Here is a 20,022-nt window from a genome sequence, read left to right as displayed (position 1 = left end):
AAAAAAAGGGCCTTACGGCCCTTTGAGTTAAATAACAAAAGGGAGGTTATTAATTAAAAACGGTATTCTGCACCTACGTAGTAGTAAGCTCCGTTAAATCCAAACGGAGCCGAACGACGTGAGTAGTCAAACACACCTGAGCTACTTATTACTGTGTTGCCACTAGCATCCACAATAGTACCTGAGCGAGAGTTACCTATTTCATTTTTATCTGGGTAAACATCGAACAAGTTATTTGCACCAATATTTACTGATAAATCTTCAGTAACGAAGTAGTTAACTTTAACGTCAGTTAAAATTTCTGCGCCATACGTTTGACGACCGCCATCTTCTACTGTGTATTCACCAAAACGATTAAGTGACAGGTTAACAGTCCAATCATCACGTTGATAAAGCGCACTTAAGTTAATACGGTCCTCTGGTTGCCACTCTTCTATAATAGAGATGTCTTCAGCTGAGAATATATCTTCTACTTTTACTGTCTCAAGGCTTGAGCCAGCAGGAGAGAACAACGATACAACATCTGTTTTGGTAAAGTTAGCTGCAAGTGTAAAATCAAGCGTGCCGCCTAAACCTTCAGTGTTCCACGTTGCTACAAAATCAACACCACGAGTTTCTGTATCAGCACCATTTAAGAAAAACTGCCCTACGCCAGCACCTGCACTATTTAGTGCTGCATCAAGGCTTGTAGATAACCCTTTACCTAAGCGATCACTAATTACAATACGGTCGTCAATATCAATCGAGTAGTAATCAACGGTTACATTAATATTATCGGTAACGTTATACACAATACCTAAACTACGGTTTTGTGATTTTTCTTCTTTAAGTTTTGGAATACCTAAACTTTGCGCAAGTGTTGAATCATTTCTAAATGTACCAACTTCTTCTGCAACTAAATTCCCATTAGTATCAACAACAAATTGTGTGCTTACGTTATTAAAGTAAAGCTGCTGCATTGAAGGCGCTCTAAATCCTGAGCTTAATGCACCACGTAATGAAATATCGTCGGTAATAGACCAGTTACCAGCAAGTTTAAAGTTTACTGTATCGCCAAAACCTTTGTAGTTATCGTAGCGAAGTGCTCCAGATAAAATCACATCTTCAATTACATAAGATTCTGCATCTACGTAAAATGAAATTACATCACGTGACTCATCCACTGAAGACGCAGGTGATGAACCACCAAAACCTTGTGAACCACCCGATGCATCTTCAGAGCCAACACCGCCACTTAAACCGCTGTAAATACTTACACCATTTAATGTGTCGTAATCGCGGTACGCATATTCATTACCTTCTAAAATACGGTATTCGTCAGTACGTATTTCAGCACCCATCGCTAACGAATAATCATCAAAGTTTTGTGTAAAATCAATATTGATTGTTTGCAATGATAATTCCATGCCGTAAGCGTACGCTTCACGTGGAATAGTTGTACGAATATCAGCTGCACTTAAACCTTGGTCATAACGTAAAAAGTTAGCGTATGAGGCATTGATAGTGTCACTTGTAGTGTAATCAATACTGTTCTCGCCATAGGTGTAAGATAAATCAAGGCTTGCATCGTTATCAAATTCAGTTTTATAACCAAAGTTGTACGAGATATCATCGATAGTTGTGTTGATTTTTGGTAAGAAACCTAGCGGAATCGTCGCATCGTTATCTTGTAGTACTGGGTTACCACCTGCATTTGCATTATGACGGAAAAATGCAGCCGACTCATTTTCACGTGTTGAGTAAGTAATAAAGCCGTAAAGCTCGCCATCACCTAACTCGTAACCGGTATTAATTGTTAAACCAAACTGCTGAGAGTCAGCATCACCAATTCTAAAGGTATCACGATCGGCTGTCAGCTCACGCGGATCGCCAGCAAGTAAAGTGCCGTCACTTAGTTCTGTACAACCATAAAACTGACAAGAGCCATGTAAACCGGCACGGTTAGTCGGTGCACGGTCACGGTAATTGATAGTTGTATTTAAATAACCGTCATCACCTAGCGCAAAGCCTTTATTAAAATCAAGGTTAATGGTTTCGCCATCGCCTTCAGAATATTGACCGTAGTTAATAGCCGCTTTACCACCTTCGCTACCATCTTTGAGCACAATATTAATAACACCTGCAATTGCATCAGAACCATACTGAGCAGCAGCGCCATCACGTAATACTTCAATGCGTTTAATTGCAGAAGCTGGAATTGCATTCATGTCAGTACCTGCGGTACCACGCCCAACAGAGCCATTAATATGAATAATACTTGCTTGATGACGACGTTTGCCGTTAATTAACACCAATGTTTGATCGGGGCCCAAACCGCGAAGTGTCGCAGGTCTTAAAGCATCTGTACCATCACTAATTGCAGAGCTTGAAAAGTTAAATGAAGGGGCGATAGACTGTAGCATACGACCAACTTCTGTTTGGCCCGTATTTTCAAGCGCTTCTGCACTTAGGATATCTACTGGAACGGGTAAATCTTCAACTGAACGTCCTGCTACACGGCTACCGACAATAGCAATTTTTTCAATTTTTTCTTGAGCGACTTCTTCTGCTGCGTTTACACCTTGCGAATTTACTGCAAGTAAAGCTGGTAATACTGCTGCACTGACCGCTGAAAGCTTCATCATGTTGTTATCATTCCTGTTGATTTGTTTGAGTTTTATACTCAGTAAACCATTTTGATCAACAACCGCATCGAGCTCAGTCCCACCTAATAATGCCTCTAGAGCATCTAGCTGAGTGTAAAATCCATAAACTGAATTTGCGTCATACTGCTTTGCCAACTCATAAGAAAACACCACGGTTTGCTCTGTTTGTTTAGCATATTCAATTAAGGCTTTGTCTGCTCGCTGCGCTTTTATATCAAATTGCACCATTTGCCCAGTGGTTTGTGTTGCTGCTTGTACACTTAAACTAAAAATAGCCGGTGCAAGCACACTAAATCCACTCAATAAATGCGTTTGGTTACTGCGCAACTTATATAAACAGCTGACAAACAAAAATCCTCTATGGGTTTGTTTCTTTTTTTTAATGTTTTTTTTACGTTCAATCTTTATTGATGTAACTTTACCTAACATTAGTTTGATTTGCATAACGTCTACTTATGATTCTGTATGGTGTTTTAGCGTTACTACATGCTCACCTAAACGCTCATGATCAATCGAAAAGTTAGTTTGTAAACTTTCTAGTAAACCTTCAACGTCACCGGCTTTAAATACTCCAGCGACTTTAATACTGGCAAGCTCAGCTGATGAAAGCTCAAAACGTGTGGCTGTATAGCGGCTTACTTCATTTAAAGCATCGCTTAGCTCTTCTCCATTAAAAATAAGCATCCCGTTTTGCCATGCCAAATCGCGTTGTACGTCGTTCATTGAAAGCTGCGTAATTGGTTTTGTAACACTTTGCTCAATAACTGCTTTTTCGCCTGAGGTAACAATATTGGCATTAATTTGACGAATTTTTTTCGTGCTATTATCTGCAAGTTGATAATCTTTAAAGTCATTTGCATCAACCGCTACACTTGGATCAGTGATCATCACTTTGCCTTCAGTAACCACCAGTTCTAAATCTGATGAAGTATTGCGTTGGACATTAAATACCGTGCCTAACGCGGTAAAACTTTTATCACCAGCCATAACACTAAACGGACGCGTGGCATCTTTTGCTACATTAAAGCGCCCTTCTCCACGACTAAGTAATAACTGCCTGCGGCCTTTACTATAAGCAACTTCTAGTAAGCTATTAGTATTAAGCTGCACTATGGTGCCGTCTGGCAATACATACGTTGCTTGCTCGCCTACTTTTGTTTTGTAAATTTTAGTGTAATTAACTTTAGCAAGCTCTTGGTTGTAGCCATTTTCTAAGTTAATTAATAAGTAGCTGCATACCATTAACGCTGCAAACAAACTCGCTGCAATTGAGTAAGAAAACATCCACTTGTTTTTTGATGTTTTAGTATTGTTGCGCTGAGGAAATAAATGACTTAATTCGTTTAATACTGAAAGCTCATCCCAAAGCTGAGCAAGCTCGTATATAGAGTCTTGATGTGCAGTGCTTTGCATCATCCATAATTTAAATTGCTCTTTTTCATCATCAGTTAAACCACGATCAATCGCGCTTATCCAATCACATGACTTTTCTAAGATTAAATCTTTTGAATTAAATTGATGAACATTACTCATTCTGCGACCCTCTTAACTGATATAGGATGTGCCTGAGCTTTAGGGTTCGTTTGAGGGCTTTGCTCATGTTCACGCATGTATAACATGGTTTGTAACAATCCTTTGGCAATGTGTTTTTCAACAGTGCTTTGGCTTAACTGCATTTGGTCTGCTATCTCTTTTTGGCTCATACCATAAACTTTTTTTAATATAAAGCATTTACGAATCGATGAGCTTAGTTGCTCAGTAGCTCTACAAAAAAGTAAAAAACGCTCTTTAGATGTGTATTCGTCTTCGAGCTTCATTGATTTGAGTAATACGGGCAATTCGTTATCGTTTTCTAACGAATCATTAAATTTATTGTCCCACTTAGCTATATGGTTGAGTGCTAGATGTTTTGCTGTTTTTAGCATATAACTGCGGGTAAACTGGATGTCTTGTTTTAAATCAGCTTCATAGCTTTTTACAAAAGTTTCTTGCACAATATCTTCTACATCGTCGGGTTGAACAATGCGCGATACAAAACGTTTGAGCTGTTTAGAAATATCAACAAATGTTGACGTGAACTTTACTTTTTTCGTCATCCTTAACATCCACCTGTTGTTATTTTTATTATTAGGGCGTGTTGGCGCCTTTCGTGGTTGAATTTGCAGCAGTACGTTTGGTATTTAGGCAAGGCAGAGCCTATGTAGTGTGGTTATTCCCCATAAATAAGTGATAACGCAGCATAAATACCATACATGCGCTGCCCTTTGGGTTCAATCCACAAAGGTTAACACGCCCCAATAGATTACGAGTTTTTGACATAAAAACAAGCTCAAATGTTAATTCTGGGTTATTTAAATGCATAGGAAGATAAATGAGTAAACTTTTAGATTATATACGACTTAGTTTCTTTGCATTCGGTTTACTACTTGGAGTGCAAATTCCTGCATTTGTAAGCGATTTTGGTCAAGCATTATCAGCCCAATTAATTGAAGCTAATAATGCCCTTGCGCCTTTTAAAAGCGATGCAGCTAAGTATTTCAATAATGATTTAAATAAGCTAATAAAACACTATCAAAATATTGATGATGAAATTGTGAACAAAGGGGCTAGTAATATCAATACTCTTTACGAGCGACAGCAAGATTTACAGATAGCCGTAAATAGGTTTGAGAAATCTCCGTATATATTTACTATGATCAGTGGCATGAGCGATATAAAGCAACAAGTATGGCAACGCTTTGAAGGTCAAATCATTTTGAAAAAAGACTCTATTATAGCCGCCATTGTTGCAGCCATAATTGTTGCCTTGCTTGCAGAGCTTACTGGTTATTTGTTTTTAACTGGAGTAAAACGCTCATTTAAACGCTTATTCGCAGCTCAAAAATAGTGATTTCATAAAATCATAAAATACATCGGTTTTGCGGGTTGTTAAACTATTTTGCGGACGTAAAAACCAAACCGGTGCATCATCTTGTGCCATTACCCCAGGCATAACTTCAACCAAAATACCGTTTTTAAGATCTTCATTAATCGCTATTTTTGATTTAATAGCAATACCATGACCTGCAATAGCAGCTTGTGTCATATTATCGGAGTTTGAAATAGTAAAACGGGTTTTAGCATTAAAGGTATGTATTTTTTTGTGTTCGTCATAAAGCTTTAACTGGCGTTGCCACGGCAGGCAAACCCAATAATGCTCACTCAATTGCGTTAAATTTTCAGGCATGCCGTACTTTTCTATATAGCTAGGGGCTGCACACAGTATGCGACTATTGTTTACGATTTTACGAGAAAGTAATCCTGAGTCATTTAATTTTCCCACCCTAATTGCAACATCTTGAGCGTCATCAACCACATTTACAAAATGATCCGTTATTAAAAAATCAAGCTTTAGTTCAGGGTAAGCTTGCTCAAACTCATTGAGTTTAGGCATTACGTATTTTGAAAAAACCCAAGGCGGCATGGTCACGCGTAGTAAACCACTCACCGATGAGCTGCGCGCGCCAATACTATGTTCAGCATCGTGAAGGGCTTCTATTATAGCCCCCACACGCGTATAAAATATTTCACCTGCGGGAGATAACCGTACTCGCCTGCTATCTCTAAAAACAAGTACTGTAGCAAGCTCACGCTCTAGTTTACTTAAGCGATGGCTCACCGTTGCAGGCGATAAACGCTGCTCGCGGGCAGCAGCAAGTACGCCCTTGTTTTCAACTACAGCTATAAATGTTTCTAGGTCGCTTAAATTATACATAAAGATGCCATTATGCACTTTTCAATGTTTAATATTTTCGAATGAAGCTTTCAGTATTGCAATGTTTATTTAAATATCTAAAACACTATAATTGCAAATAGTCTAATTATTGAGGTTCAATCATGAGTTTAAAAGCGCAAATAGATGCCTATAACGTACAAAAAGATGCCAAATTGCCAGCTGACGTTTTGGCACTAATGAACACTACAAACGAAGAGCTAATTGCACAGCATATAAAAGACAATGCATTGCAAATTGGTCAAAAAGTAGAAAACTTTAGCTTAGCCAACCATAACGGCGAAAACATTGAGCTTGCAGATTTATTAAAAAAAGGCCCGGTAATTATTAGCTTTTACCGTGGTGGCTGGTGCCCATATTGTAATTTAGAACTAAAAGCACTTAACGACTACTTACCACAATTTAAAACTCAAAGTGCTCAGTTAGTCGCAATATCACCACAACTACCTGATGAAACTCTCTCAACTGCACAAAAAAACGACCTTGAATTTGACGTGCTTTGCGATGTGAGCAATAAAGTAGCTGAGCAATTTGGTTTATTGTTTACACTTGATGAGCGTATTCAAGCGTTATATACACAATTTGGTATTGATTTTGAACACTACTACGGCGATAAAAGCTTTAAATTACCGCTACCGGCCACCTATGTGATAAACCAAGAAGGTGTTATTGCATACGCATTTTTAAGCGAAGATTACACCCTACGCGCAGAACCTATTGATGTTATGACAGCACTTGAATCGGAGAATAATTAATGTCTATTTTAAAATCGTTAAAAACACTTACTCTTTCACTACTTGTGGGCACAAGCCTTGTATCTGGTTATGCAGTCGCTGATGAACCAAAAGAACAAGCAAAACCTAAAGTGCTTATTTTTGATGTAAACGAAACCCTACTTGATTTAACGTCAATGCGTACCTCTATTGGTAAAGCGCTAGGCGGACGTGAAGATTTATTACCACTGTGGTTTTCAACTATGCTGCATCATTCATTAGTAGATACAGTAAGCGGTAGTTACCACGACTTTGGGCAAATCGGTGTGGCATCACTCCTTATGGTTGCTCAAAACAACAACATTGATATTACAAGTGAACAAGCTAAAACAGCTATTGTTACGCCTCTTTTAACGCTTCCTCCCCACAGCGATGTTAAAGAAGGACTGGCAAAACTCAAAGCACAGGGCTATAAGTTAGTAAGCCTTACAAACTCTTCAAACAAAGGTGTAAAGGCACAGTTTGAAAGCGCTGGTTTAATGTCTTACTTTGATGCGCGTTACAGCATTGAAGATATTAAAATTTACAAACCAGACTTACGTGCGTATGAGTGGGTACTTAAAAAGCTAAACGTAGCACCAAATGAAGCAATGATGGTTGCAGCCCATGGTTGGGATGTTGCTGGTGCAAAAGAAGCTGGCTTACAAACCACTTTTATAGCACGCCCAGGTAAAGCACTTTACCCATTAGCTAAAAAACCAGATCACGTTGTGAAAGATTTACATGAATTAGCCGCTCTACTTAAATAAGTACACGCTGATGAATCAATACCCAAGCGGCCAATGTTAGGATGACATTGGCCGCTTTTTTATAACTAACCCTAAATATGTCTTAGTGTATTTATTTTCATAATCAGTATGCTAAAAATCGAATTTAAACAAAGCATTTAGACCGCTATGCGTTATTTTATCTGCTAGCAATTTAGTACTCACAACGCTACTATTAAATAAATACGTGGTGGAGAACATAATGAATAGTGAAAAATTAGGTGAGTTTGAGCAGTACTTTCAAATTAATGAAAGTATAAGAGTAAATTTATTCCCCGTATCAAACGGACAAGTTCCTAAATCGCAGCTTGAGCTTGAAGACGACATTCCCCCACTATTTAGATTAGCAAATGAAGTAAGTGAGCTTGAACAAAGCTCGTTACGCCCACTGCGTAACTTAGGCGATATAGCACAAGAGCTAGCTACTTTTTTACAAGCGCAGTCACGTAAAATAGATTTAATAATGAGCCATATTTTGGCCTCAGAACAAGCCCAAGATAACGCAATACAATGTGATAGCTACGGCGGTGGCGGTATTCGCTTTACATCACCTGAAGTACACTCAATTGGCCAAGCATTTAGAACCAAACTGTTTTTGCACTACGAGGCCTCTGCGGTTTATTGTTACACCGAAGTTGTGGCAGTAGAAAAACAAGATAGCGAACACTACCAATACACTATGCTCTTTACCGCAATTAGAACCACTGACCAAGAACTTATTGTTAGAGCGAGTTTACATGCTCAAACCCGCCAACTTAAAAAACGTCAAGAACTTGATCAAAACCAAGGCGACCTAAACAGTGATAATTAGCTGACATCTTTATGTAAAATGCTAAACTAGCGCCATCTTAATTAGTATATAAAATTCATGAACTTTAGACTTTTACCAGAATGGGCCGAGCAAGACGCTGTTATGCTTACATGGCCTCACAAAGACACCGATTGGGCCGACAACTTAACGCGTGTAGAACCTGTATATATTGAACTTGCTAAACACATAACAACGCAGCAACAGCTTGTTATTGTGGCGCATAACAGTGCCTTAAAAGTGCATATTACAGCATTACTAAATAGTGCTAACGTCTCTCTTAATCGTGTTCATTTTGTAGTAACGCCTACTAACGATACCTGGGCGCGCGATCATGGTCCGCTTACTTGCGCCGCTATTGATTCAACAGAACAATTAAAAGTATATGATTTTACTTTTAATGGTTGGGGCAATAAGTTTGAAAGCACATTAGACAATCAAATTAATCGTACTTTGGTAAAAGAGCTAAGTAGCACAAACAACCAATATCAAGCGCTCGATATGGTACTTGAAGGTGGCGGTATTGAAATAAACGAGCACGGTGTGTTGCTAACAACCAGTGAGTGTTTGCTTAATAAAAACCGTAACCCTGATTTAAACCCAAATGATATTGAAGCACTTTTGAAAGAGCACTTAGGCGCGACGAGTTTTTTATGGGTTGAACATGGCTATTTAGCGGGCGATGACACCGACAGCCACATTGATACCTTAGTGCGTTTTGCACCAAATAATACCCTTGTATATGTGCAGTGTGACGATAAAACTGATGAGCATTTTAGCGCACTTGATGCGATGGAAAAACAACTAAAAACCTTTAAAACTGCCGATAACACCCCATATAACTTAATTGAGTTACCGTGGCCAAAAGCCGCTTATGACGATGAGCAAACACGCTTACCGGCTACCTACGCTAACTACTTAATTATTAATAATGCTGTGCTTGTGCCAACGTATAATGATGCCAATGATGAACGTGCTCTTGCACAAGTTCAAAAAGCATACCCACAACACACTATTATTGGCGTAAATTGCCAACCAATTATTGAACAATTTGGCAGCCTGCACTGTATTACAATGCAATTACCTCGTGGATTTTTAGCTGGAGCAGCACAATGACAAGCCCTGCAAAATTAACCGTTGCGTTAGTGCAACAAAGCAATACCGATAACGCAAATGACAATATGGCAAAATCAATAAGTGCCATTCGTGAAGCCGCTCAAAAAGGTGCAAAACTGGTTGTACTCCAAGAGCTACACCGAAGCCTCTATTTTTGCCAAACCGAAAATGTTGACGTATTTGATTTAGCCGAAACCATTCCAGGCCCTAGCAGTAATGCCTTAGGTGAGCTTGCTAAAGAGCTAAGCATTGTTATTGTCGCGTCTTTATTTGAAAAACGCGCTACGGGCCTTTATCACAATACTGCAGTTGTATTAGAGCAAGACGGCAGTATTGCAGGTAAATACCGCAAAATGCATATTCCTGATGATCCAGGTTTTTACGAAAAATTTTACTTTACCCCAGGTGATATCGGTTTTGAGCCTATTCAAACCTCGGTGGGTAAATTAGGCGTGCTAGTATGTTGGGATCAATGGTTTCCTGAAGCTGCACGTTTGATGGCAATGGCTGGCGCTGAGGTATTAATTTACCCAACCGCTATCGGTTGGGATCCTAACGACGACATTGCTGAGCAAACTCGTCAAAAAGATGCGTGGGTTATTAGCCAGCGTGCCCATGCTGTTGCCAATGGCGTGCCGGTAATTAGCTGTAACCGCGTTGGCCATGAAAGTGACCCTAGTGCGCAAAGCGATGGTATTTCGTTTTGGGGCAATTCGTTTATTGCAGGCCCACAAGGTGAACTATTAGCAGAGGCTAATAATACTGATGAGCAAATTTTAGTAGTAGAAATTGATCAAAAACGCTCAGAAAACGTAAGACGTATTTGGCCTTTCTTACGTGATAGACGAATTGATCACTATAAAGACCTAACAAAAATATACCGAGACTAAGTAACCTTAACTCAAGATGGCTCTTACTTGCTAAGAGCCAACTATAAATGGAGTAATAAATGGCGTTTGAGCAATGGGCAGCCTTGCCTTGGGTAAAATCTCATAAAGATAAAATTCAATGGGGCCAGCTAAGCGGAAGTGGTTTAAGTATTGCTATTGCTGAAGGCGTTAAACAACAAGATAACTTAGTCTTAATTGTTACGCCTGATACACCAAGTGCACTGCGCCTTGAAACAGAATTAGAATATTTATTACCCGATAACCCAGTCATGGTATTTCCTGATTGGGAAACTCTGCCATACGATCATTTTTCTCCCCATCAAGATATTATTTCAGCCCGTTTGGCCACTTTAAACACCTTAAAAAAAGAACAACAAAGTGTGTTAATTGTGCCTGTATCTACTTTAATGTTGCGCACAGCCCCGGCCTCATTTATTTACGGTTCAACAATAAACTTTAAAGTAGGCGACAAACTAGACACTCATAACTTTCGTGACAATTTAGAGCAAGCCGGTTATTTAAATGTTCAACAAGTAATGGAGCACGGCGAATACGCTATACGCGGCTCTATCGTTGACTTATACCCAATGGGTAGCCCACACCCATTCAGACTCGACTTTTTTGATGACGAACTCGATACCATTCGCTTATTTGATGTAGAAACACAGCGCTCTGATGAAAAAGTAGATAAAATTGAGCTACTTCCAGCGCATGAATTTCCTACTAACGACGCTGATATAGAACGCTTTAGAATAAGCTACCGTGAAAAATTTGGCGCAAGCTCGCAGCAAGATTCAGTATACATGCAAGTAAGCAAAGGTAACTGGCCTGCAGGTATTGAATACTACATGCCGTTGTTTTTTGAAAAGCTCGCGACTATTTTTGACTACCTGCCAGATACAACAACCGTTATGCAGCTGGGTGATTTAGAGCACGCGGCAGATAACTTTTGGCACGATGTAAATGTACGCTATGAAAACCGCAGAGTTGACCCACTTCGTCCATTACTTGAACCCAATGCGCTTTATCAGCCTATTGAAGAGCTGTTTTCTAATTTAGGCAATTTTGCACGTATTAGATTATCCCTTGCAAAGCTTGGCACTAAAGCGGGTAATAAAAACTTAAGCGTTAGCGAGCTGCCAGCCATTCGAATTGATCATAAACAGCATGAACCTTATGGCGCGTTTATAAATTATGTAGCAGAGCAAAAAAAGAAAAAAGGCCGCATATTACTCAGTGTTGAATCGGACGGTCGTCGCGAATCATTGCTGAGCATTTTAAAACCAAGCGGTTTAAAATTTAAAGAATTTGAAACACTCGAACAATTTATAAAAAGTGCAAGTGACGTAGGCTTAATAGTAAGCCCGCTCGAGCAAAGTGTAGTACTTGGCACTAAACCAAGCCTTTCTATTATTACCGAGCAAGAACTGCTTGGCATAAAAGTATCTCAGCGCAGACGCCGCAAGCACAAGTACGAAGCCAGCCAAGATGCGCTAATTCGTAATTTAGCCGAGCTTAAAGAAGGTCAACCTGTTGTGCATCTTGATCACGGTGTTGGCCGTTATCAGGGGTTGCAAACAATTGATGCTGCAGGTGTAGTTACTGAGTTTGTTACGATTACTTACGCAAGTGAAGCTAAATTGTACGTGCCAGTATCTGCATTGCATATGCTGAGTCGTTACTCTGGCGGTGAAGAAGCCAGCGCCCCACTGCATAAGCTTGGCTCAGATGCATGGGAAAAAGCAAAAAAACGTGCTGCTGAAAAAGTTCGCGATGTAGCCGCAGAATTACTCGACATTTATGCTCAGCGCCAAGCAAAACCTGGTAATAAATTTACCCTAGACGCCCCTGCATATCGCCAATTTAGCGATAGCTTTCCGTTTGAAGAAACTGACGATCAGCGCAACGCCATAGAAGCCGTATTAGGTGATATGCAATCAAAACAAGCGATGGATCGTTTAGTGTGTGGTGACGTAGGCTTTGGTAAAACAGAAGTGGCCATGCGCGCTGCTTTTGTAGCAGTTAACGATGATAAGCAGGTAGCCATTTTAGTGCCCACCACCTTGCTCGCTCAACAACACTATGAAAACTTTAAAGACCGTTTTGCTGATTTTCCTATTGAAGTAGGTGTGCTTTCGCGCTTTAACTCCACTAAAGAGCAAAAAGACACACTTGAAAAAATGGCCAATGGTAAGCTCGATATAGTTATTGGCACGCATAAACTTATTCAACAAGACATTAAATTTAACGATTTAGGCTTGTTAATTGTTGATGAAGAGCATCGCTTTGGTGTTCGCCAAAAAGAGAAAATTAAAGCACTGCGCGCCGATGTAGACATACTCACACTGACTGCAACGCCAATACCTCGTACACTCAACATGGCCATGAGCGGCATGCGCGATTTATCGATAATCGCAACGCCACCGGCTAAACGTTTAGCGGTAAAAACCTTTGTACGCCAACGCGATGTAGAACTAATACGCGAAGCGGTACTGCGAGAAATTAAACGCGGTGGCCAAGTTTACTTTTTACATAACAACGTAGAAACTATCGAGCGTGTTGCACAAGAAATTAGTGAATGGGTACCTGAAGCCAGTGTGACTACAGCCCATGGCCAAATGCGCGAGCAAGAGCTTGAGCAAATAATGACTGACTTTTACCATCAAAAATACAACGTGCTAGTATGTACCACAATTATCGAAACCGGTATTGATGTGCCTACGGCTAATACCATTATCATGGACAGAGCAGATAAACTCGGCCTTGCCCAGTTACACCAATTACGTGGACGAGTTGGTCGAAGCCACCATCAAGCGTATGCCTACCTACTAACAGGTGACCCTAAAGCCCTTTCTAAAGATGCGAGTAAACGCTTACAAGCAATTGAATCATTAGAGGACTTAGGTGCAGGTTTTGCCCTCGCTACACACGATTTAGAAATTCGTGGTGCGGGTGAGCTACTTGGCGATGATCAATCAGGCCAAATGCAAACCATCGGCTTTAGTTTGTATATGGAAATGCTCGAACAAGCCGTAAATGCGCTGCGCGAGGGTAAAGAGCCAACGCTTGAAAACCTACTTCAAAAACAAACCGAAGTAGATTTAAAGCTGGCTGCATTATTACCTGATGACTACATACACGATGTTAATGCACGTTTAGGCATGTACAAGCGCGTTGCAAGTTGTGCTAACCTTGATGATATGGATGAGCTTCAGGTAGAACTAATAGACCGCTTTGGTTTACTACCTGATGCTGCTAAAAACCTATTTAGCCTACAATTATTAAAAATGAAAGCTAGTAGTTTAGGTATAACTAAAATTGAGGCAAACCCAAAAGGTGGTTACTTTGAGTTTAGCCAAGATACCAAGGTTAACCCTAGCTTCATCATTGGCTTGATACAAAGTGCACCTAAGGTGTACAAAATGGATGGCGCAAATAAACTGCGCTTTGCAATTAGTGAGGCAAATGCCCGCGAACGCTTAAAAATGGTCACTGCAATGATTGCAGATTTCGAAAAAAAGGTTAGCCATTAATGTTGCTAAAAAAATCGCTTATTGTTTTATGCTGCTTATTTAGCAGCACTGCATTTGCAGAACGCTGGTTTGAGGTTGAGGTGCTTGTATTTAAACAGCGCCCTGCCCCGTATTTACAAGAAGACTTTAGCCTTAAGCACAAAGCTATTGAAGATAAAAATACGCTAGACTTACTGACCCCTCTTTACACTGAACAAGCAATGCAGGCCTGCATAGATGGCGATGAGCGTTTTCAAAAACGCACTTTTACTGATTCATTAGTTAATTCAAACCCGCAATCGGGTGTATGTGACAACAGTATTGACTACCTACAAAGCTACGATGAGCTACCTGTAACGCCTTTAGCACCCGCTAAAGATGATATGCAGCAAATTTATTTATTAGCGCCGCAACAGCTGCAATTTAAAGCGCAATATAGGCAACTAGACCGCAAAGGCTTAACACCTATTCTACACACTGGCTGGCGCTTTGAAGGTGCAAGCAAGTCACGCGCCCCAAGCATGCATTTAATAGCGGGTAAGCATCTTAAAAATGAACCCAATGTAACACCTAGCTATTCAAACCCTGATTTTGTAAGTTTATTAAATTCACAACCGGCACTATTTAACGACCCAGATCAACCAAAAGCAGAGTGGGAACTAGACGGTTTATTTAAAATACATTTACGGCATTATTTATACATAACAGCTAATTTTGATATTAGCCAAAAGCTAGAAAACGGCGATATAGAGTCAGCCCGTTTCTCTCAGTTTAGACGTGTAATTAGTGGTGAAGTACATTACTTTGACCATCCACGAATGGGCATGATTGTCCAGATCAGAAAATTCAAACATTAATATTAAGTAGGATATAACAATGAAAAAACTCCTTATCATCGCAGCTACATTAAGCCTTGCGGCTTGTTCTAAGGTAAGTCTTGAAAATTATGAAAAAATTAAAGTAGGCATGGATAAGACTGAAGTTGAAACTATTTTAGGCAGTGCTGATAACTGTGTTGAAAAAACACTACATACTAACTGTGTATGGGGCGATGAAGCAAAAAATATCGAGATCACACTAGTATCAGACAAAGTAACTTTATATAGCAAACATGGCTTAGCTAATAAATAAAGTGACCAAATAAAAGGGGCTGATTGTATCAGCCCCTTTTAAAATTAATTAAACTCATTTTTTGGAGTAGATAAGCTCAATATTAACGATTTTACTGCGATTTAACGTTATTTTATAGCGTTGATAAAGTGTTTTATCTTCCTCAGTTAGCACAAGTACCATGTTTAATTGATAACGCCTTTCTACAGCCTGCTTAGAAATTTTATTACTGTCTAAATGATATAGCTTCCCTTCACCACGTTTTAAATAACGTGCAAATGGTGCAAGATTAAATTGTAGCGTGTGCTGTAGCGTATCGTAGCCGGGCAAAAATTCTTTCGCACTAACACGTGTCTCACTTGCAAAGTGTAACCACTGCGCAGCTTGTTTATTTTGTTGACGACGTTTTGAAAAAATAGATTTCACTTCTTTAGGTATTTTCTTAAAGCGCATGTATTCAAACCAAATTAGCTGACTCGCTACTTTGTCTTTGGTAATACTATTTTTAAAACTAAATCGCCACTTAGGTCGCCCTTGTACAATGGCTCGCCAAATCATACGTGTAATATCTTCTTTAAATATTTCACGTAGCCCGTAAATAACCCCTAAAATTAAAATAAGCGTCGCGGTGACTTCCGTAAACGTTGAGCGAGCATTGAGTATTACAACCATCACAAATGCCATGATAACGGCTGTAACAGTGCCTTTAACTAATCGCTTAAGGTAGCTGTTAAGAAACCGCGTTTGACGCTGTAATATTACGCCGTGCTCAATTAAGCGTTGTAACAAGCGCATTTTATTTGTTATTCGATTTGCGTCTTGCATGGTTGTTTCAGAGTTGTAGCTTTTCTCTGCTCGATACGTATTTTCGCTTTTACAAAACTGCAGTAAATCGTTACGCTCTTTTGCATAATCGCTACTACGTGGGCCTTCATCTAAAAGCTTTAAAAAAGATTGCTCAACATGCCAACTTAAATAGTTATCAGCATTGGTAAAAAATGGCAGTAGTTTTTCGTCATCTGGTGTGTAGCGACGCAGCTTTTTTAAAAGCCCTTCGCTTTGCTCATATACCTCGTTAGCACGTTTATAAAAGTCTTCGGCTTCATCAATTTTTAACGCGTCTTTTATATCGGCATCAAGGGCTAAACGTACTTGGTAACAAAATAAATTAAGGTTTTGCCGGTAATCTTGTTGCTCACCTTTGTTTTTACTAACAAAACGGCTTCGCACTAAAGGCAAGTGTATATTGTTAGCGTTATACGCTAGGTGTGATTTAAAGTGGTTATTAAAGTAAGATTCTTCGGTAAGTGTTTGCGGATTGATCCCCATTTCATTAGGGATAGAAAAATACAGATCTATGCGCTGTTCAGAACGAGGAGTTAGTTCTGGTTCAATGACAAAAGATAAGTTTTCATCTTGTTTTAACAATTAGTTCTCCTTCTAAAATATCGTTTTAGTGTACTTGCCTCCTTTATTTTGTTCAATAAAAAAGGCTCAGTAAATACTGAGCCTTAATAAGATTAATGTGCTAGTTAAAATTTAACATTTACACCAGCAAATACACGACGGCCAAGTACATCATATGTGTACGGGTCAGTATTAGAATCGTTGTTACCTGAGTAGTATGGTGGTTGCTTATCGAATAAGTTATTTACACCTGCAGTTAACGAAACCATGTCACTGATAAAGTAAGAACCGCTCACATCATGGTAAACAACAGATGGTGTTGTTGGTGCATAACATGTAGATTCTTTACCTAAACAGCTGTAGCTATCCATTCCTGCAATGTAACGTGCTTTGTAGTTAGCAGACCAAGCATCACCTTTAACATCTAGCTCAAAGTTTGCTTTTACGTCAGCATAACCACCTATACCAGAAGTAATTAAACCAGCGTAATCAATGCTTGATTCAATAACATCAACAGTGTACTCGTCAAGGTAAGTAACATCTAATGACGTATTCCAAGCAAGGCCAGCTAAATCAAATTTGTAATTTAAGTTTAAGTCATAACCTTTTGTTTGCTCATAACCTACGTTTTGTAGTTGGTTATTAAACGCGATACGACCTGTGCTTTGGTTAAAATCGATATTTGCTGAACTACAAAGTGCTGTTGATTGATTCGCTAAAGAGCCATCTGTTGCAAGACATGAATCAACAATGTATTGGTTGTTTACTGTAGCAATAGCGTTTTCGATTTCAATGTCGTAGTAATCTAACGTCATTGAGAAACCTTCAAACCATTCTGGTTCGTAAACTACACCAACGGTAACTGTATCAGCTAATTCAGGTGTTAATTGGTCATTACCACCAACGGTTACTTCAGCCTGATCTTGTGCACCGGTGAAGCTAACTTGCTCATAAGATGGAGAATCACCTGAGTATAGCTCAGCAACTGTAGGAGCACGGAAAGCTGTAGAACGAACACCACGAAGCATTAATTCGTCGTTTACACGCCAAGTTAAACCAAGTTTCCACGTTTCATCAGAACCAAATGTGCTGTAATCAAAAGCACGGATCGCAGCGCTTAATTCTACATTTTGTGCAAGATAAGCATCTGCAACTAAAGGAATAGCCAGCTCAAGGTATGCTTCGTTTACATCAAAACGACCGCTTGTTGCATCAACGCGTGGATCATTTGCAAGACCTTGTGAAGTGATCGAATCTGGTGTGTACCACGCTTTTTCTTCACGGCGTTCAAGACCTGCAGCAAAACCTACAAAGCCCGCAGGTACTTCCATTAACTCACCAGAAAGCGCAGCTGTAATCATAAATAATTGACTGCCGCCTGAGTTTTGCTCAGTGTAAACATAATCACTAAAGCTACTGCTTGACCATGAAGCTTGTGAAAGTGGGTTAAAGTTACCAGCTTCAATTTCGCTTTGAATTGAACCCATATTGTGAAGGTTGCTTAAGCGATCTACTGAGTCATTACGACCAAAAATTACTGATGTATCCCACTCTAAACCGTTATCTAAATAACCTGCAGCACCGATAACAGAACGAACTGTATCAACTACTTGAGATGAATCACGTGTACCAGTGTCAACCATACGACGGCCGTAAGAAACTTCATCACCGTAATTAATATTTTGGTCGATTAAAGAATCACCCATCCACTCAGAGTAGTCAAAGTCGAACCATACTGGTTGAGGTGCTAGTTGCTGCTCTGACCAACGTTTTGAGTATGTAAACTCAGAGTATAAACGCGTTTCATCAGTTAAATCAAAACTACCAATACCTGTAAGGTTTAAACGACGCATTGGCGTGTATAAGTAGCTAGATTGCGAATAGTTGTAAGCATCACTAGTACCAAAGTCGTGCCAACCATTATCAGCTTGACCTTGTAAAGATTCATCACCTGACCAAACATGACCATTAGGAGTATAAGAAGAACCAGAACAGTACGGAGCACTGCCATCGCCATCTTCAGTTAATGGACAATCAGAAAAGCTACGATCAGCCTGAGAAGCATCGCCACGGTCTGTGTACTGCAAACCGATTACAACGTTACCACGACCGAAGTTACCACCCATTGTAATATCAAAAGACGTTTCATCTGCATCACCTTCAGTAGTGATTGCTGATTTAACATTAAGGTCTAAGCCTTCAAAGTTATCTTTTAAGATAATATTTACAACACCCGCAACAGCATCAGTACCATAAACAGCAGATGCGCCATCTTTAAGCACTTCAATATGCTTGATCATAGATACTGGGATAGTATTTAAATCAACTGTAGAAGCTGCGCCTGTACCTGAGTTGATCATACGGCGGCCGTTTACAAGTACTAAAGTACGTTGTGAACCTAAACCACGTAAATCAATTGATGCATTACCACCAGAACCATTATTGATACCTGGGTTTGTCATTGCGCCGCCTGTAGCGGTCATTTTTTGTAGTACAGAATCTACTGATACTGCGCCTGAAGCAGCAATATCGTCAGCACCGATAATAGTAACTGGGCTAGCGGTTTCCATATCTGCGCGCTTAATGCGAGAACCCGTTACTTGAATTTTTTCGATTGCTTGTGCTGAGTCTTCAGCAGCAAGAACTTGCACACTTGAGAACATTGGAAATGCTGCGATTACAGCTAAACCAAGAGTTGATTTTTTCATGAAAGAACCCTACTTGTTGGAAATTTACCTTTATTGGTAATGCTCACTTTTTATTAGAATAGTGAGTCAGGTGGGCAACTTAGGCGCTTTTAACTGAACGAAAACTTAATGGCAGCTCAATTTATATCAAGAAATAAAATGGAATAACCATAGTAGGTACATAGGTTACATTATGTTTCAGTGTTAATTAATAAATACACTTTAAAAACAATACCTTGAAAAGACAAGGAAACATTAGAAACACACCTGAAACCAAAGTGATTCACTTTGTAATCAAATGTAATTAACTGAGCTACGTACCAAAAACAGACAAATTAACAACTTAATCACAGCACATTATTAAAACCGCAAAACTAAATGTTAATTAATAACCATATTTATGCATACTTGATGCTTAAATAGTCTTATTTAGTCTCTTTGGAAGGTTTTTTGATTAGATTTTTTTATTCAGTCGTAATTAAAGTTGAACTTTTTGAGAGCACTTATTCACTATTGAAGTTTTGTCAGTATTAAA

The 20,022-nt window shown here is 39.4% G+C and carries 15 protein-coding genes; 9 read left to right on the top strand and 6 right to left on the bottom strand.

Going from position 1 to position 20,022, the window contains the following annotated elements; translation table 11 throughout:
• Positions 1-53: 53 nt before the first annotated feature.
• Genes H5126_RS13995 through H5126_RS13985 form a run of 3 tightly spaced genes read right to left on the bottom strand, consistent with a single transcriptional unit; the run spans position 54 to position 4,741 of the window.
• Positions 54-3,089, bottom strand: a complete 3,036-nt coding sequence (locus H5126_RS13995) for a TonB-dependent siderophore receptor (protein WP_182695105.1) — start codon at positions 3,087-3,089, stop codon at positions 54-56.
• 9 nt (positions 3,090-3,098) lie between these two features.
• Complete coding sequence (locus H5126_RS13990; RefSeq protein ID WP_024603563.1) at positions 3,099-4,178, bottom strand: FecR family protein; 1,080 nt, start codon at positions 4,176-4,178, stop codon at positions 3,099-3,101.
• Positions 4,175-4,741, bottom strand: coding sequence for an RNA polymerase sigma factor (locus H5126_RS13985; protein ID WP_002961494.1), 567 nt, complete (start codon positions 4,739-4,741; stop codon positions 4,175-4,177). The genes H5126_RS13990 and H5126_RS13985 overlap by 4 nt, the downstream gene beginning before the upstream one ends.
• Before the next feature lie 275 nt (positions 4,742-5,016).
• Here H5126_RS13985 and H5126_RS13980 point away from each other — a divergent pair, with 275 nt between their 5' ends.
• Positions 5,017-5,532 carry a DUF2937 family protein gene (locus H5126_RS13980; RefSeq protein WP_182720763.1) on the top strand — a complete coding sequence of 172 codons (516 nt, stop codon included), beginning with the start codon at positions 5,017-5,019 and terminating at the stop codon, positions 5,530-5,532.
• Here H5126_RS13980 and H5126_RS13975 read toward each other — a convergent pair.
• Positions 5,512-6,399, bottom strand: coding sequence for a LysR family transcriptional regulator (locus tag H5126_RS13975; protein ID WP_165723944.1), 888 nt, complete (start codon positions 6,397-6,399; stop codon positions 5,512-5,514). The genes H5126_RS13980 and H5126_RS13975 overlap by 21 nt on opposite strands.
• A gap of 122 nt (positions 6,400-6,521) precedes the next feature.
• On the opposite strand from H5126_RS13975, the gene H5126_RS13970 reads away from it, so the two are divergent.
• The 8 genes from H5126_RS13970 (at position 6,522) to H5126_RS13935 (ending at position 15,414) form a co-directional block, all read left to right on the top strand.
• Positions 6,522-7,172, top strand: coding sequence for a peroxiredoxin-like family protein (locus tag H5126_RS13970; protein WP_182720764.1), 651 nt, complete (start codon positions 6,522-6,524; stop codon positions 7,170-7,172).
• The gene (locus H5126_RS13965; protein WP_002961500.1) at positions 7,172-7,939 is read left to right on the top strand and encodes a haloacid dehalogenase type II; all 768 of its coding nucleotides are present in this window, start codon (positions 7,172-7,174) and stop codon (positions 7,937-7,939) included. The genes H5126_RS13970 and H5126_RS13965 overlap by 1 nt, the downstream gene beginning before the upstream one ends.
• 220 nt (positions 7,940-8,159) lie before the next feature.
• A complete protein-coding gene (locus H5126_RS13960) occupies positions 8,160-8,768 on the top strand; it encodes a PilZ domain-containing protein (protein WP_182720765.1) in 609 nt (202 codons plus the stop codon).
• Positions 8,769-8,825: 57 nt separating this feature from the next.
• Positions 8,826-9,881: an agmatine/peptidylarginine deiminase gene (locus tag H5126_RS13955; RefSeq protein WP_182720766.1), complete on the top strand. Its 1,056-nt coding sequence runs from the start codon at positions 8,826-8,828 to the stop codon at positions 9,879-9,881.
• The gene (locus H5126_RS13950) at positions 9,878-10,771 is read left to right on the top strand and encodes a carbon-nitrogen hydrolase (RefSeq protein ID WP_182720767.1); all 894 of its coding nucleotides are present in this window, start codon (positions 9,878-9,880) and stop codon (positions 10,769-10,771) included. The genes H5126_RS13955 and H5126_RS13950 overlap by 4 nt, the downstream gene beginning before the upstream one ends.
• Before the next feature lie 59 nt (positions 10,772-10,830).
• A complete protein-coding gene (gene mfd / locus H5126_RS13945) occupies positions 10,831-14,304 on the top strand; it encodes a transcription-repair coupling factor (protein ID WP_182720768.1) in 3,474 nt (1,157 codons plus the stop codon).
• Positions 14,304-15,140, top strand: coding sequence for a peptidoglycan binding protein CsiV (locus tag H5126_RS13940; protein ID WP_182720769.1), 837 nt, complete (start codon positions 14,304-14,306; stop codon positions 15,138-15,140). The genes mfd and H5126_RS13940 overlap by 1 nt, the downstream gene beginning before the upstream one ends.
• Positions 15,141-15,159: 19 nt before the next feature.
• Entirely contained in the window at positions 15,160-15,414 is a 255-nt protein-coding gene (locus H5126_RS13935) for a lipoprotein (RefSeq protein ID WP_024597375.1), read from the top strand.
• A 54-nt stretch (positions 15,415-15,468) separates the two neighbouring features.
• On the opposite strand, the gene H5126_RS13930 is transcribed toward H5126_RS13935, so the two are convergent.
• Both H5126_RS13930 and H5126_RS13925 read right to left on the bottom strand, forming a co-directional pair.
• Positions 15,469-16,821 carry a hypothetical protein gene (locus H5126_RS13930; protein ID WP_182721335.1) on the bottom strand — a complete coding sequence of 451 codons (1,353 nt, stop codon included), beginning with the start codon at positions 16,819-16,821 and terminating at the stop codon, positions 15,469-15,471.
• A gap of 104 nt (positions 16,822-16,925) precedes the next feature.
• The gene (locus H5126_RS13925) at positions 16,926-19,508 is read right to left on the bottom strand and encodes a TonB-dependent receptor (RefSeq protein WP_182721336.1); all 2,583 of its coding nucleotides are present in this window, start codon (positions 19,506-19,508) and stop codon (positions 16,926-16,928) included.
• Positions 19,509-20,022: the final 514 nt, after the last annotated feature.

This window comes from Pseudoalteromonas sp. SG45-3 (assembly GCF_014164075.1).
In the GTDB taxonomy this organism is placed as follows: domain Bacteria; phylum Pseudomonadota; class Gammaproteobacteria; order Enterobacterales; family Alteromonadaceae; genus Pseudoalteromonas; species Pseudoalteromonas distincta.
Note: the sequence above shows the minus strand (reverse complement) of the source record. Positions and strands in the feature narration are given on the sequence as shown.

What these genes read in the sequence shown, in the direction of transcription:
- H5126_RS13955 (WP_182720766.1), top strand. Translation starts at nt 8,826, where the DNA reads ATGAACTTTAGACTTTTACCAGAATGGGCCGAGCAAGACGCTGTTATG.
- H5126_RS13980 (WP_182720763.1), top strand. Translation starts at nt 5,017, where the DNA reads ATGAGTAAACTTTTAGATTATATACGACTTAGTTTCTTTGCATTCGGT.
- H5126_RS13990 (WP_024603563.1), bottom strand. Translation starts at nt 4,178, where the DNA reads ATGAGTAATGTTCATCAATTTAATTCAAAAGATTTAATCTTAGAAAAG.
- H5126_RS13960 (WP_182720765.1), top strand. Translation starts at nt 8,160, where the DNA reads ATGAATAGTGAAAAATTAGGTGAGTTTGAGCAGTACTTTCAAATTAAT.
- H5126_RS13950 (WP_182720767.1), top strand. Translation starts at nt 9,878, where the DNA reads ATGACAAGCCCTGCAAAATTAACCGTTGCGTTAGTGCAACAAAGCAAT.
- H5126_RS13935 (WP_024597375.1), top strand. Translation starts at nt 15,160, where the DNA reads ATGAAAAAACTCCTTATCATCGCAGCTACATTAAGCCTTGCGGCTTGT.
- mfd (WP_182720768.1), top strand. Translation starts at nt 10,831, where the DNA reads ATGGCGTTTGAGCAATGGGCAGCCTTGCCTTGGGTAAAATCTCATAAA.
- H5126_RS13940 (WP_182720769.1), top strand. Translation starts at nt 14,304, where the DNA reads ATGTTGCTAAAAAAATCGCTTATTGTTTTATGCTGCTTATTTAGCAGC.
- H5126_RS13995 (WP_182695105.1), bottom strand. Translation starts at nt 3,089, where the DNA reads ATGCAAATCAAACTAATGTTAGGTAAAGTTACATCAATAAAGATTGAA.
- H5126_RS13970 (WP_182720764.1), top strand. Translation starts at nt 6,522, where the DNA reads ATGAGTTTAAAAGCGCAAATAGATGCCTATAACGTACAAAAAGATGCC.
- H5126_RS13985 (WP_002961494.1), bottom strand. Translation starts at nt 4,741, where the DNA reads ATGACGAAAAAAGTAAAGTTCACGTCAACATTTGTTGATATTTCTAAA.
- H5126_RS13975 (WP_165723944.1), bottom strand. Translation starts at nt 6,399, where the DNA reads ATGTATAATTTAAGCGACCTAGAAACATTTATAGCTGTAGTTGAAAAC.
- H5126_RS13965 (WP_002961500.1), top strand. Translation starts at nt 7,172, where the DNA reads ATGTCTATTTTAAAATCGTTAAAAACACTTACTCTTTCACTACTTGTG.
- H5126_RS13925 (WP_182721336.1), bottom strand. Translation starts at nt 19,508, where the DNA reads ATGAAAAAATCAACTCTTGGTTTAGCTGTAATCGCAGCATTTCCAATG.